Source organism: Vibrio sp. R15-SG3-ISO1A (assembly GCF_059833955.1).
In genome coordinates this window covers 1-12,405 of the sequence record NZ_JCBDGH010000087.1, presented here as the reverse complement: position 1 = coordinate 12,405, position 12,405 = coordinate 1, and the positions used below count along the sequence as shown (strand labels likewise).

The following is a 12,405-nucleotide window of genomic DNA, read 5'->3' as shown; positions in this document are numbered from 1 at the left end:
ACCACCTCATCAATCGGCGTCGTATCGGCCTGTTCTGGTTTACCTTCAAGCAAAGCATCCACCACTTCAGAAGTGATGACCACACGCTGATGGGTATCATCAGGATTGCCGACACTCGACACTTCACTGGTCACGCTTGGTGGCAAGGACGCAGAGTCATCCTCGGCATTGGTCAGAAAGGGATCGGTCACCGGCTCAGGCTCGACGGTCTTCGCTTCACTCGTTTGCGAGTCTGGAGCGGGCGTTTCGGGCAGAGTTGGAATGACCGTTTGCTCCAAGTTTTGACTGATTTGCTGGGCTTTCTCATCTGGGGTGGGCTGATTCATCAACCACCAGTAACCACCGCCGATCAGCAATAGCAGGACAATAATCACCAACGCCATATTCAACGGTGATGCGACAATCGAGCGGATAATGATCCTTTTTTCCACTTTCTGTTCCCCTAGCGCCATAATTTTACCGGGCCGACGCGCGACACTGCGGTATGCATTTCTCACTCGTTTTTCCATGTCGTCTTCGACATATCGAATCACGAGGTGCTCAAAAAATCGTTCCGCTTCGTGCTCAGTCAGCGGCTCGATATCAAAATCTATCGGTTTATGCTCTTGGCCGTAACTCAATCGCGTCAACAAAGGCTCAAGGCTATTGGATGCCGCAAAGAGCACCACATTGACGTTCCACTGCGGGCGCTCTTGCGCCTCAAGGACTAACATCCACAGTTCTGAAATGAACGACTCACTCAACAAGTGCGCGTCGTCGATGGCGATCAACACATCACAGCGCTCTCCCTCCATTAAACGAATAAAGGATTCAGACAAGGCGTCTGCAGGGTTAAACAGAGGTTCAGAAAAAAGCTGAGAGAGGACGGTAAGGCGTCGTTGAGATTCGTCCTGATTGGGGTGACACAAAAGCAGAGATTGGTTTTTGTCTGGCGACCACGCCTCTAAAAATCGCTGCGCAAGCCAAGTTTTGCCCGCACCACTTTCGCCACCAATGGTGACGAGGTTGGATCCAAAGTTAGTCAGCAGTTGCATGCGTTCCAGCAACTCAGTTTGAGAGTCTAACTCCAAAACACGCGGGGAGCTCATTGCATCATCCTAAGACGTAGAGTGCGCAGCGACCTAAGCCACTGCGCCACAGTTCAATCAATTACAGCGTGCGCCCATAGTCGATTGCGTCTCGTAACACGGACTCTGGGACACCTTTCACCACATCGGCACTACCAATGCTGGTCGGTAGAACCAATCTCAATTCACCAGAAAGCACTTTCTTATCGCGCATCATGTGTTTGATAAAGTCATCAAATGACATGCTGTCTGGTGTGTGGATTGGCAGCTTGGCTCTTTTTAGTATAGAGACAATTCTCTCCACTTGCTGCTCATCAATAAGCCCTTGAAGCTGAGCGGTTTTTGCAGCCATCACGGTACCCGAAGAGACCGCTTCACCGTGGAGCCAATTACCATACCCTAACTCAGCCTCAATCGCATGACCAAATGTATGACCTAGATTCAACAACGCGCGAATTCCAGATTCTTTCTCATCTTGCGCCACCACTTCCGCTTTGATTTGGCAGCAACGCGCAATGGCGTAAGTGAGTGCTTGTTGATCTAACGCGTACAGCGCATCGAGGTTATCTTCCAACCAGACAAAGAAATCGTGATCGTAGATGATGCCGTATTTGATCACTTCCGCCATACCCGCGGCAAACTCTCGCTCGGGCAAGGATGCCAAACAGTCGGTGTCAATGATCACCGCTTTAGGCTGGTAGAATGCGCCGATCATATTCTTGCCAAGCTTGTGGTTAACGGCGGTTTTTCCGCCCACCGATGAGTCGACTTGAGAAAGCAAGGTCGTCGGGATCTGAATGAAATCCACCCCGCGCTGATAACAGGCCGCCACAAAGCCAACCAAATCACCGATCACCCCGCCGCCGAGGGCAATGAGCACCACATCGCGCGCAGTGTTGCCTTCCAGTAGGTAGGTCATGACGGTGTTGAATGTCTCTAGCGATTTGTATTGTTCGCCATCAGGCAGTGCCAACACTGACGCGTCGCAATCAAGCTCGGCCAATTGGGCTAAAAGAGTCTCAGCATAAAGAGGTTCAACGGTGACATTCGTAATCACCACGACTTTTTGCTTAGCTTTAAGAAGGGAAAGTTGGGCCGGATCGCGAAACAATCCGGCACCAATCGAAATGGGATAGCTACGTTCGCCTAAGCTGACCGTAATCCGTTCCATGGGAATCTCCAAATGCGAATAAAGAGTGGCTGTTAACCTTCTTCTAGCATTTTTACGATCTGGTTGGCTACCACTTTTGCACTTTGATCGTCAGTACGGACCGTGTAATCCGCAATTTCTTCATAAAGTGGGTTACGTTCCGCAGCCAAAGCTTCAAGAACTTCACGTGGTTTGTCCGTTTGAAGCAGCGGACGTTTTTTGTCACGGTTTGTACGGGCAAGCTGTTTTTCGATCGTTGTTTCTAGGTAAACAACAATGCCACGTGCAGAGAGACGATTACGGTTTTCTTTGCTCTTAATTGAGCCACCACCGGTTGCCAGAACAATACCTTGTTCTTGAGTTAGGTCTTCGATCACTTTTTCTTCGCGCGCTCGGAAACCGTCTTCACCTTCAACGTCAAATACCCATGCGATATCTGCGCCAGTGCGCTCTTCAATTTCAGTGTCAGAATCAACAAACTCCATATGAAGCTGTTGAGCGAGATGACGACCAATGGTGCTTTTGCCGGCGCCCATTGGGCCAACAAGGAAAATATTGCGTTTTTCAGCCATGTTTAGCAGTAATTTACAACGTTAATTCAATGACATCGCCACAAGAGAGGCCAGTATAAAACTTGCCAAGAAAGTGCTTGTGGCACCGATTCCTCACAGATAATTCGTGATAAGACCCGAAATTATCTAGATCTGGTGCCACTAATGCAAACTATTTTTACTTAAGCTTAATAATAACGCCTCATCTTATTGCAAGACGACCTTAGGCGTGACAAAGATCAGCAGCTCACTTTTGCCCATTTTCTGGTAACTTCGCTTAAATAGCGCCCCAAGTAGGGGTAAATCCCCCAATAACGGCACCTTATCGACAGAATCCGTCACACTATGTTGAAAAATGCCGCCCAGCACGACCGTTTCGCCGTTCTCCACCAGCACTTGTGTACCGATGCGCTGCGTATCAATCGCCACTGCCTCACCCGTGCCGGTTTTCACCACTTGACCCGGCCTATCCTGCGTGACACTCAAGTCCAACACCAAGCGGTTGTCTGGCGTGATTTGTGGCGTGACTTTCAAACTTAGTACCGCCTTTTTAAAGGTCACACTGGTGGCACCACTCGAAGAGGACTCAAGATAGGGAATTTCCGTTCCTTGCTCGATATAGGCGGGCTTTTTATTGGTGGTGATCAAACGAGGGCTGGAGATCACCTCCGCTTTCGATTCACTCTGCATGGCAGATAACTCGAGATCGAGCAGCGTGCCTGAGCCCAATTTGGCGACTTGAAACGCGATTGACGAGGCATTGGCCGCCGTTGCCCCTAAGTTGACGTTCAAAAAGTCATCCACGGGAAGCGTATCTTGGTCAAGCAAGCCGCGCTGGTACAGGTTGCTCTCAATACTTCCACCCACGGTATTGTTGCCATTAGTTGAGGTAAAGCCCCAACGCACGCCAAGCTCATCAAGGTTACCCTCGTTAACGGTCACAATCCGCGCTTCAATTTGCACTTGCTTGACGGGCACATCGAGCGATTCCACTATTTCTCGCACCACATCGATATTCTCTTTTAAATCACGGATCAGTAAGGCGTTAGTTCGCTCATCAATACTGAGTGAACCTCGCTCTGAGAGCATGCTCATTGCACTCTCGCCGCCAATCATATCGGCAATGTCCGACGCTTTGGCAAACTTCACTTTGATGATCTCCGAGCTAAGTTCGCCAAGCTCCGCCTCTAAGCGCGCTTTTTCTAGCGCCTCTTTTTCCCGCAGATCTAACTCGGCTTTAGGCGCCACCAGCACCACATTGCCATCCACACGCTTATCGAGCCCTTTCACTTGTAAGATGATGTCGAGCACCTGCTGCCAAGGTACACCATCAAGACGCAGCGTTAAGTTGCCCTTGACGGAGTCGGACACCACCAAGTTGAACTGGTTGTAATCGGCAATGAGCTGCAAAACGTTGCGCACTGGAATATCTTGGAAGTTAATCGAAATGGTTTTGCCTTCCTTTTCCATGATGTTGACCGGTTTTGCCGCCTCCTCTTTGCTCACTTTTTTAACTAAGACCTCAAGGTAACTGCCATTGAGGCTATAGTCGTAGCTGTACTCACCTTCGATATCGGCAATCAATAGCGTGCTTGGCTGTTTACGAAACACTTCGATTGACTTCACCTGGGTGGAAAAGTCTTTGACATCGAGTACATACAGCTTGTCATCGGGCACCTGGGTATTGAGCAGCTCAATGCTCAGCCCCTCTTGCGCTTTTTGTAAATCCACCGCGACCTTTGGGCTTTGCAACTGCACAATGATTTTGGCGTGTTGCTGTTTATCCACTCGAAAGTCGATGTCCACCAGACGGTTGGGTTCATTGCTCGTCGCCAACACGGCGCTGCTAAAGACAAGCAACCATAAGGCCATTAAGCCACAGGTAAACCGCGTGTGTTTTCTTGGGGGGAGGAGTCCTTTCACCATGATTTCATCTCAATTATTAACATCTATTTAAGCGCCAGTTTGACGTTGCGGGTATTCCAGCAACCTAAGCCATCTGGCAAAGTCTCATTTATCGTTAGGTAACTCTGGGTTACTTTGGTTATTTTTCCGTTGTTGACGCCAATGTATTGGCCGCGCGTCGCTTTAATCACTTCGCCCGTCGGCACCTGAATCAGAGCAGAAATCGCGCCTTGACTGCTCATCACACCGGTCAGACGCAGTTTGCTAATGGGGTAGCGCTCTAAACGACCACTTTTGCGCCGAGGCTCGGGCTGCCAACAATCCACCTTGGCGACGGGTTGGTTCATCGCAATGGCCACTTTAGGCAGGACAAAAGGCTCTCTCAGATCGTGCGCTTGATAGGCACTGGCCTTGAACTCAAGTACCGGTGCCAGCGAGGCCACTTGATGACGCGCGCTTGACTCGATCTGCTGACGAAATTGATCCAACGGCGCTTGATTGGCTTTACATCCGGCGAGTAACAAAGCGCAGCCCAACAGCGCTCCCCATGACGAGTATGAGAGACGGCGATTATTGTTCATCTTTCACCTCCGGTTTAAATTGGTAGGTGTAGGCACGCACACGAAAGTGCAGCGTACTGCTCTCTTGGCTGACCCGCTGCCAATCGACATCGTCAAAGTTGATGATGCGCGGTAACTGCGCGATCGCCTGTGAGAACTGGCCAATATTGTGGTAATCGCCCGTCAGTTCGATATTGAGCGGCAAGCGGTAGAGAAACTCTTTATTTTGCTTTTCACCCCAATCGATGCGAGTAAAGGTGAGTGAGTGCTTCAACCCTTGCTCATTGACGGCAGCCAACATGCTCGCCAGCTCTTTCTGTACCGGCAGTTGGCGTGATAAATAGTCGTAGCGCTGTGAAAGCTCATCCAACTGCGCTTTTAACTGCGGCAGCGCCGCCACTTTGTTCGCCTTGATGGTGGCGGTGGTTTTGAGCACTTGCTCCTTGTCGATTTGCCGTTGCAACTGCTCGTTACTCGGTTTCAAGTAAAACCAGTACCCCACTCCCTGCAGCAACAAAATCAAGACTGCAATGACGCCCAGTTGCGGCAACAACGGCCATTCGGGTAACTCTTCAAAATCCAAATCGGTGTAACTGGCCATCACTGCACTCCTTGTCGATTCGCGTCATCTTGATTGAGCAGAGAAAACGAGACGTGAAAAGTCTGAAACTGTTTACCAAAACGTTGTTTACCCAGCACAATCGAGTGCATTTCTACGTTACTGAGTTGAGAAGACTTTTCTAAATTGTCGAGCATGGTCGCCAGTCGCGAGGTGGTATCACTGATGCCTGACACCTCAAGTTGCTGACCATTCATCTTGATCTTGTCGACGTACACACCTTGCGGGATCATCGCAGGGATGAGGTTCATGAAATCGGTGGTTTTATTGCGCTGCTGTTGCAACTCCTCAACCACCGATAGTCGGGTCAATAACGCTGAGTGCTCTTTTTCCACTTGCTTTAGGTTGTCAATTTGCTTGTCGAGGCTCGCAATGTAGCGATTGAGATAATCCAACCTCTGCTGCTGCAACCCTTTTTGATAGTCGAGATACGCCCCCGCGCCCCATTGGACACCGCCAGCGAGCAGAACGCCGAGCACAACCAGCGAGAAAAATCGGCGTCGATGACGCGCCTTGATCGCCTCTCGCCAAGGCAACAAATTGAGGCTATGCAGCATGGCGATTCTCCATCCACTGAAGGCCTCTTAGTGCCAGTCCCGCAGCGGTGGCAAAGGCAAAGCCCGGCTTCTTGTTGCCTTTGCTCGCGCCTTGAACTTTGCTCGCGCCTTGAAATAGCGCCAAAGGATCGAGCGATTCAAACTTGAGCTGTAAACGGTTTACGACCGCATCTTGCAACAGCACCTGCAATTGAGGGTCGCACGCCGCACCACCGGTAAGCCAGACGCCCTCAATCTCCCGATTGCTCATCGACGAGACCAGTTGAATGTGGCGCTGCAACTTATCCATTACCTCTCGGACAAAACGTTGCTCACCGCTTTCAAGGGACTCGCTCGGGTGATGAATCACACTTTGTGTGCCAACAGGGAACTCTTTGCACAAGGGCGGTTTGTCCCATACATCAATGCACACTGAGGCTTGAGTAAAACCGACATCGAGCAGCAGCCAGTTTTTGCGCTGCTGGATACGCGCGGCCTCGTGCCATATTTGCGTCAAACCGTAGGCTTGTACATCAAGTAGCACAGGCTCAAAGCCAGCTTTGCTGGTGGCGTCAACACGGCTATCGACCAACTCTTTGCGGGTCGCAAACACTTGGTAACTGGCGGTGGCGTGGCGCTGCGCTTGTGGGTCTATCGCAACAAAGTCTAAATTCAGCTCTTCGACTGGAAATGGCGATTGATGAGAAAAGGCCTGAAAGATGGCAAACTCTCTTTCAGAGCCGGAAAGTTCGCTATCTATTTGTAATACCTTGCTAATTACGGCGTTGTCGGGCACGCACAAAGCGGCCTTGCGACTAAATAGTGGCAACCCCTTTCTTAGTTCTTTGAGTTTCTTTACAATTTTCTGATAATTGAGCAGGTGATTATCAGAGAATATGTCCGCCTCAATGGGGATCTCGTGATAACCCACCAAGGCGAATGTGTCTTTAACAGGCTTGAGCACCACGGCTTTAATGCTGTAACGGCCGATGTCTATGCCTGTAACCAATGTTCTACCCATACCGCGTTGCTCCCTATTGAAATGCTTAGCTCGCGTGCTTACTGAATTGATGGTTTAATAAGCACTAAGAAAAAGCATGAGCTAAAGTTTCAGCTTACAGTACAAGGGTTTGCATATTAGCGACCTATAATTTCAGGAATTCTCCGGTGAAGTTCATAAAGCGATTATTCATTTTTACATTGGTTTGCATGATTCTTGGAGTCGGTACAATTTTCGGTTTCTATTTTTATGTCAAACCGGACCTCCCCGACGTCGCCACTCTTCGAGATGTGGAACTGCAAACACCGATGCAGGTGTTCAGCCAAGACGGCAAACTGATTTCTCAGTTCGGTGAGAAGCGGCGCATTCCGGTCAGCTATGACGACATCCCTCAACATTTGATTGAGGCACTGATCGCCACTGAAGACAGTCGCTTTTACGATCACCCAGGTATCGACCCGATCGGTATTACCCGAGCGGCGGTCGTGGTGGCCATGTCTGGTTCGGCCAAACAAGGGGCGAGTACCATTACTCAGCAGTTGGCGCGTAACTTCTTCCTCTCTAATGAGAAGAAGATCATGCGTAAAATCAAAGAGATTTTTATCGCGATTCACATCGAGCAGCTGCTATCCAAACAAGAGATTATGGAGCTCTATGTCAATAAGATCTTCTTGGGCTACCGCTCTTACGGCTTTGGCGCCGCAGCGCAGGTCTATTTTGGCAAAGATCTTCAGCAGCTCACGCTGAGCGAGCTCGCGACGTTGGCGGGGATGCCTAAAGCCCCATCGACGATGAACCCTATCTACTCTCTTGAACGTGCGACGAATCGTCGTAACGTGGTTCTTGGCCGTATGCTGAGCGAAAACTACATTACGCAGCAAGAGTACGACCAAGCGAGAGAAGAGCCGATCGTGGCACGCTACCACAGCGCCGATATCGAACTGAGCGCTCCGTATGTGGCGGAACTGGCGCGCGCGTGGATGGTGGCTCGCTACGGTGAAGACGCCTACACCTCGGGGATGAATGTTTACACAACCGTAGATTCTAAACTGCAAGCCGCCGCCAATGACTCGGCCATCAATAACCTACTCGCTTATGACGAGCGTCACGGTTACCGCGGGGCAGAAACCGTGTTGTGGAAACCCAACGCGGCGCCATTGTCGACTCAAGCTATCGAAGAGGCATTAAACAAGGTGCCGACCTACGGCCAATTAACGCCCGCCGTGGTATTGGATGTGGCGGCGAAGCAAGCTACCGTATGGGTGAAAGGCAGCGGTGAGCAGACCTTAAACTGGGACGGCCTTAAATGGGCACGCCGCTTTTTGACCGATGAGCGTCAAGGCCCCGCACCAAGTAAAGCCGTTGATGTCGTGACTGTCGGCGAACAAATTTGGGTCCGTCAGGTCGCCGTCGACGATAACAGCGCGATGTGGCAGCTCAGCCAAGTCCCTAACGCCAATACCGCTTTTGTGGCCATGAACCCTGAAAACGGCGCAGTCCTATCACTGGTCGGTGGCTTTAACTTCGTCCATAACAAGTTTAACCGTGCGACCCAGTCGGTTCGTCAGGTTGGCTCAAGTATCAAACCTTTCATCTATTCCGCGGCGCTCGACAAAGGCTTAACCTTAGCCAGCTTGATCAACGATGCCCCCATCAACCAGTGGGATCGCAGCCAAGGCACGGCGTGGCGTCCGAAAAACTCACCGCCGACCTACACCGGCCCGACACGCCTACGTATCGGTCTGGCGCAATCGAAAAACGTGATGGCGGTGCGCGTGCTGCGTGAAGTCGGTCTTGATGAGACCCGCGAGTACCTGACCCGTTTTGGTTTTGATATTGAGCAACTGCCTCGCTCTGAAACCATTGCCTTGGGTGCCGGCAGTTTAACTCCGGTTAAGATGGCTCAAGGCTATTCCGTGTTTGCCAACGGTGGTTACTATGTGGAACCTTTCTACATCAGTAAGGTAGAAGGTCCGTTTGGTAAACCCGAATTTGCCGCCAATCCGAAAATCGTCTGCCGTGCAGACTGTGATAGCGAGGCCCTGAGTGCATCGCCTCAAACTGATTCAAACACTGCGACAATCAACGACTTCAACGAGCAAGATGTTGAGTTGCCCATCAGCGATGCGGTGCAATACGCACCGCAAGTGATCTCTGAACAAACAGCATTTTTAATGCGTGAGATGATGTACAGCAACATCTGGGGCGGCGGTAACTGGCGCGAAGGCACCGGCTGGAACGGCACCGGTTGGCGTGCCCAGCAACTTGAGCGCCGCGATGTGGGCGGTAAAACCGGTACCACCAACGACTCAAAAGACACCTGGTATAACGGCTACGGTCCGGGCATGGTGGCGATCGCTTGGGTTGGATTTGATGACCACAACCGTACACTCGGCCGCACAACGCCGAACGCCAACTTAGCGCAAAACCCGATCTCAGGCGCAGAGTCAGGCGCGAAAACCGCTGAGCCAGCATGGGTGGACTTTATGAAAGTGGCATTGAATGGCGTACCAGAGCAGGACAAAACGATCCCTGAGAACATTGTGCGAGTGCGAATTGACCGAGATTCTGGTCTGCTGACCAACCGTTTTGACGCCAGTGCGATGTTCGAGTATTTCCTCGAAGGAACCGAGCCGACCAAATACGTCAGTGAAGATTTAGGTCCCTCTATCTACTCATCGAACAGTGAAGGAGAAGAGCTGTTCTAATCGGTTTGATAGAGAGGAAGAGAAAGGGATGGCGCGCGCCATCCCTTTTTAGTTTGTACTGAGTGTTAGTCGATGACTAACTTCTCTTTGATGGTTTTCGCCAGCAGCTCAAACCGCTCTCTTAGTGGCGAGCCTGGACGATAGGCCACCACTATCGTCCGAGACGGCACAGGATTGACCGCCTTGACGTAACACACGCCATCTTTTTGCTTTTCGTGCGGAATAGACAACTGCGGCAGTAAAGTGATACCGGCTCCGGCTGCCACCATGTTTCTTAGGGTTTCAAGACTGGTGGCTTTAAAACGCTCATCATCTTTGGCTCCGGCCGCGAAACAAAAGCCGAGTGCTTGGTCACGTAAACAGTGACCATCACCGAGCGCTAATACCGTCTTGCCATTGAGCTCCAACATGTCCAACTCTTCCAACTTTGCCCACTCATGGTCACACGGCACCGCCACACTGAGCGGCTCTTCATACACTGGGATCTCTTTGAACGGCGCGGTTTCTGCCACTGACGCCAAAACCAAACAGTCCAGCTTGCCCTCTTCTAACTGACGCACTAACTGCTGGGTTTGCGCTTCATGAAGAAACAGCTCAAGCTCAGGGAAACGCTCTTTCAGCGTCGGAACGATTTTCGGCAAGATGTAAGGACCGACGGTGGGAATAAAACCGATGTGCATTGGACCAGTCATGGCGCCGCTTTGCCCGCTGGCCATATCCTTGAAGGTTTTCACTTCACTAAGAATCCGCTTGGCTTGCTCGACCAACTGTAAGCCAGAATCGGTAAACAACACGCGGCGACTGCTGCGCTCGAGCAACACAGTGCCGAGTTCATCTTCAAGCTTACGGATCTGCCCACTTAAGGTCGGCTGACTGACAAAACACGCTTCGGCGGCTTTTCGAAAATGTTTATGTTCCGCCAAGGCAACAACATACTCAAAATCTCGAATATTCATGCGCAGGGATTCTCCTGTGAGTTTTTTATAGATTTTAACTATTGATACAATTATATCAAACGATTGGAGCTATCAAAGGAGTTTTACGATACTGGACCCACAAATTGAGACCACCAAGCCGAATGGGCTTGCTAACCATTTTATTAGAGGGCATCTATGTTGGTATCAAAAGAAGGTCAGACTGTTCCAAACGTTACGTTTCCTACTCGTCAAGGTGACACCTGGGTCAACATCACCACTGACGAACTATTTCGCAATAAAACCGTGATTGTGTTTAGCTTGCCGGGCGCTTTTACGCCAACGTGCTCTTCAAGTCACCTGCCACGCTACAACGAGCTGTTCTCGGTATTCCAAGAGCATGGCGTCGATGAGATTGTCTGCTTGTCTGTCAACGACACCTTTGTAATGAACGCGTGGAAAAACGACCAAGAGGCAGACAACATCACCTTTATTCCAGACGGTAACGGCGAATTCACCCAAGGCATGGGCATGTTGGTCAACAAATCAGAGCTTGGCTTTGGCCACCGTTCTTGGCGCTACAGCATGTTGGTCAAAGATGGCGTCATTGACAAAATGTTCATCGAGGCAGACGAGCCAGGTGACCCATTCAAAGTCTCTGACGCAGACACCATGCTTAAATACGTAGCGCCAAGCTATAAGACGCAAGAGTCCATCACGGTATTTACCAAACCCGGCTGTCCGTTTTGTGTCAAAGCCAAACAAGCCTTGATCGACCATGATCTGCAATACGAAGAGGTGATCTTAGGTAAAGACGCCACCACTGTGAGCTTGCGTGCGATTACTGGACGAGCCACAGTGCCACAAATTTTTATCGGCGGTAAACACATCGGCGGTAGCGAAGAGTTGGATCACTACTTAGCCACTTTAGAGTCTTGATCATTCACTGAGCCCTCGATCTCCCGGCTCAGACGTGGGTCGGGGGATCACTTCCTCTCAGTAAAGCACTAGCCAAATGGCCGGTGCTTTTTTATCATCTGGCTTCCCTTATTGCTCGAGTGACCCAGATGGCCTGCCCCTATTGCAATCAACATTGGTTTTGGAAAAAGATCGGTCGATGCCAGCGCTGCATGGATCAACTCACGGTGTTGTCTGTCGCCTGTTGGGTTGCGTGGTGGTTCTTGTTTCGTGAGCAACCGAAGAGTATTGAATCCATCGCGCTACTGGTGGCGGGGTTTGCCTTTAATGGCTTATTAGCGCTGCATATTTGGGTAAAGTTTATTGTTATCCCTTGGCAGAAGCGCCACAAAAAATAGCGAACATCTCAGTGGGAGCATTGATCTTGATACTTTGGGCATGAACGTATTCTTCGATACATTCTTAGCGACATTCATC

12 protein-coding genes are annotated in these 12,405 nt (G+C 50.5%); 3 read left to right on the top strand and 9 right to left on the bottom strand.

The genetic code is table 11. From position 1 onward, the window contains the following. The 8 genes from AC6R0L_RS15300 to pilM all read right to left on the bottom strand — a co-directional run. Positions 1-1,088 (bottom strand): AAA family ATPase (locus AC6R0L_RS15300; RefSeq protein ID WP_500629656.1); only part of this gene is annotated, 1,088 nt, incomplete at its 3' end. A 61-nt stretch (positions 1,089-1,149) separates the two neighbouring features. Then, positions 1,150-2,238: a 3-dehydroquinate synthase gene (aroB, locus tag AC6R0L_RS15295; protein ID WP_500629655.1), complete on the bottom strand. Its 1,089-nt coding sequence runs from the start codon at positions 2,236-2,238 to the stop codon at positions 1,150-1,152. A 32-nt stretch (positions 2,239-2,270) separates the two neighbouring features. Continuing rightward, on the bottom strand, positions 2,271-2,789 hold the full coding sequence (aroK, locus tag AC6R0L_RS15290) for a shikimate kinase AroK (RefSeq protein ID WP_334555649.1): 519 nt from the start codon (positions 2,787-2,789) through the stop codon (positions 2,271-2,273). 186 nt (positions 2,790-2,975) lie between these two features. Next, positions 2,976-4,694 carry a type IV pilus secretin PilQ gene (locus AC6R0L_RS15285; RefSeq protein ID WP_500629654.1) on the bottom strand — a complete coding sequence of 573 codons (1,719 nt, stop codon included), beginning with the start codon at positions 4,692-4,694 and terminating at the stop codon, positions 2,976-2,978. A gap of 23 nt (positions 4,695-4,717) precedes the next feature. After that, the gene (locus AC6R0L_RS15280) at positions 4,718-5,254 is read right to left on the bottom strand and encodes a pilus assembly protein PilP (RefSeq protein WP_500629653.1); all 537 of its coding nucleotides are present in this window, start codon (positions 5,252-5,254) and stop codon (positions 4,718-4,720) included. Then, entirely contained in the window at positions 5,244-5,834 is a 591-nt protein-coding gene (locus AC6R0L_RS15275; protein WP_334555651.1) for a type IV pilus inner membrane component PilO, read from the bottom strand. Before AC6R0L_RS15275 ends, AC6R0L_RS15280 begins: the two co-directional genes overlap by 11 nt. After that, the gene (locus AC6R0L_RS15270) at positions 5,834-6,409 is read right to left on the bottom strand and encodes a PilN domain-containing protein (protein WP_500629652.1); all 576 of its coding nucleotides are present in this window, start codon (positions 6,407-6,409) and stop codon (positions 5,834-5,836) included. The genes AC6R0L_RS15275 and AC6R0L_RS15270 overlap by 1 nt, the downstream gene beginning before the upstream one ends. Next, a complete protein-coding gene (gene pilM, locus AC6R0L_RS15265) occupies positions 6,399-7,409 on the bottom strand; it encodes a type IV pilus assembly protein PilM (protein ID WP_500629651.1) in 1,011 nt (336 codons plus the stop codon). Before pilM ends, AC6R0L_RS15270 begins: the two co-directional genes overlap by 11 nt. 146 nt (positions 7,410-7,555) lie before the next feature. On the opposite strand from pilM, the gene AC6R0L_RS15260 reads away from it, so the two are divergent. Next, positions 7,556-10,096: a penicillin-binding protein 1A gene (locus AC6R0L_RS15260; RefSeq protein WP_500629650.1), complete on the top strand. Its 2,541-nt coding sequence runs from the start codon at positions 7,556-7,558 to the stop codon at positions 10,094-10,096. Between the two features lie 65 nt (positions 10,097-10,161). Here the strand turns inward: AC6R0L_RS15260 and oxyR are convergent, their stop codons facing one another. Continuing rightward, positions 10,162-11,052 carry a DNA-binding transcriptional regulator OxyR gene (gene oxyR / locus AC6R0L_RS15255; RefSeq protein WP_334555655.1) on the bottom strand — a complete coding sequence of 297 codons (891 nt, stop codon included), beginning with the start codon at positions 11,050-11,052 and terminating at the stop codon, positions 10,162-10,164. Positions 11,053-11,208: 156 nt separating this feature from the next. Here oxyR and AC6R0L_RS15250 point away from each other — a divergent pair, with 156 nt between their 5' ends. Together AC6R0L_RS15250 and AC6R0L_RS15245 are read left to right on the top strand one after the other, a co-directional pair. After that, positions 11,209-11,949 carry a glutathione peroxidase gene (locus AC6R0L_RS15250; RefSeq protein ID WP_500629649.1) on the top strand — a complete coding sequence of 247 codons (741 nt, stop codon included), beginning with the start codon at positions 11,209-11,211 and terminating at the stop codon, positions 11,947-11,949. A gap of 128 nt (positions 11,950-12,077) precedes the next feature. Next, positions 12,078-12,326: a DUF3624 domain-containing protein gene (locus AC6R0L_RS15245; RefSeq protein ID WP_500627052.1), complete on the top strand. Its 249-nt coding sequence runs from the start codon at positions 12,078-12,080 to the stop codon at positions 12,324-12,326. Positions 12,327-12,405: the final 79 nt, after the last annotated feature.

Bases quoted from the DNA above. Each gene is read 5' to 3' on its own strand.
- AC6R0L_RS15270 (WP_500629652.1), bottom strand. From the start codon at position 6,409: ATGCTGCATAGCCTCAATTTGTTGCCTTGGCGAGAGGCGATCAAGGCG.
- pilM (WP_500629651.1), bottom strand. From the start codon at position 7,409: ATGGGTAGAACATTGGTTACAGGCATAGACATCGGCCGTTACAGCATT.
- AC6R0L_RS15285 (WP_500629654.1), bottom strand. From the start codon at position 4,694: ATGGTGAAAGGACTCCTCCCCCCAAGAAAACACACGCGGTTTACCTGT.
- aroK (WP_334555649.1), bottom strand. From the start codon at position 2,789: ATGGCTGAAAAACGCAATATTTTCCTTGTTGGCCCAATGGGCGCCGGC.
- AC6R0L_RS15245 (WP_500627052.1), top strand. From the start codon at position 12,078: ATGGCCTGCCCCTATTGCAATCAACATTGGTTTTGGAAAAAGATCGGT.
- AC6R0L_RS15280 (WP_500629653.1), bottom strand. From the start codon at position 5,254: ATGAACAATAATCGCCGTCTCTCATACTCGTCATGGGGAGCGCTGTTG.
- oxyR (WP_334555655.1), bottom strand. From the start codon at position 11,052: ATGAATATTCGAGATTTTGAGTATGTTGTTGCCTTGGCGGAACATAAA.
- aroB (WP_500629655.1), bottom strand. From the start codon at position 2,238: ATGGAACGGATTACGGTCAGCTTAGGCGAACGTAGCTATCCCATTTCG.
- AC6R0L_RS15250 (WP_500629649.1), top strand. From the start codon at position 11,209: ATGTTGGTATCAAAAGAAGGTCAGACTGTTCCAAACGTTACGTTTCCT.
- AC6R0L_RS15275 (WP_334555651.1), bottom strand. From the start codon at position 5,834: ATGGCCAGTTACACCGATTTGGATTTTGAAGAGTTACCCGAATGGCCG.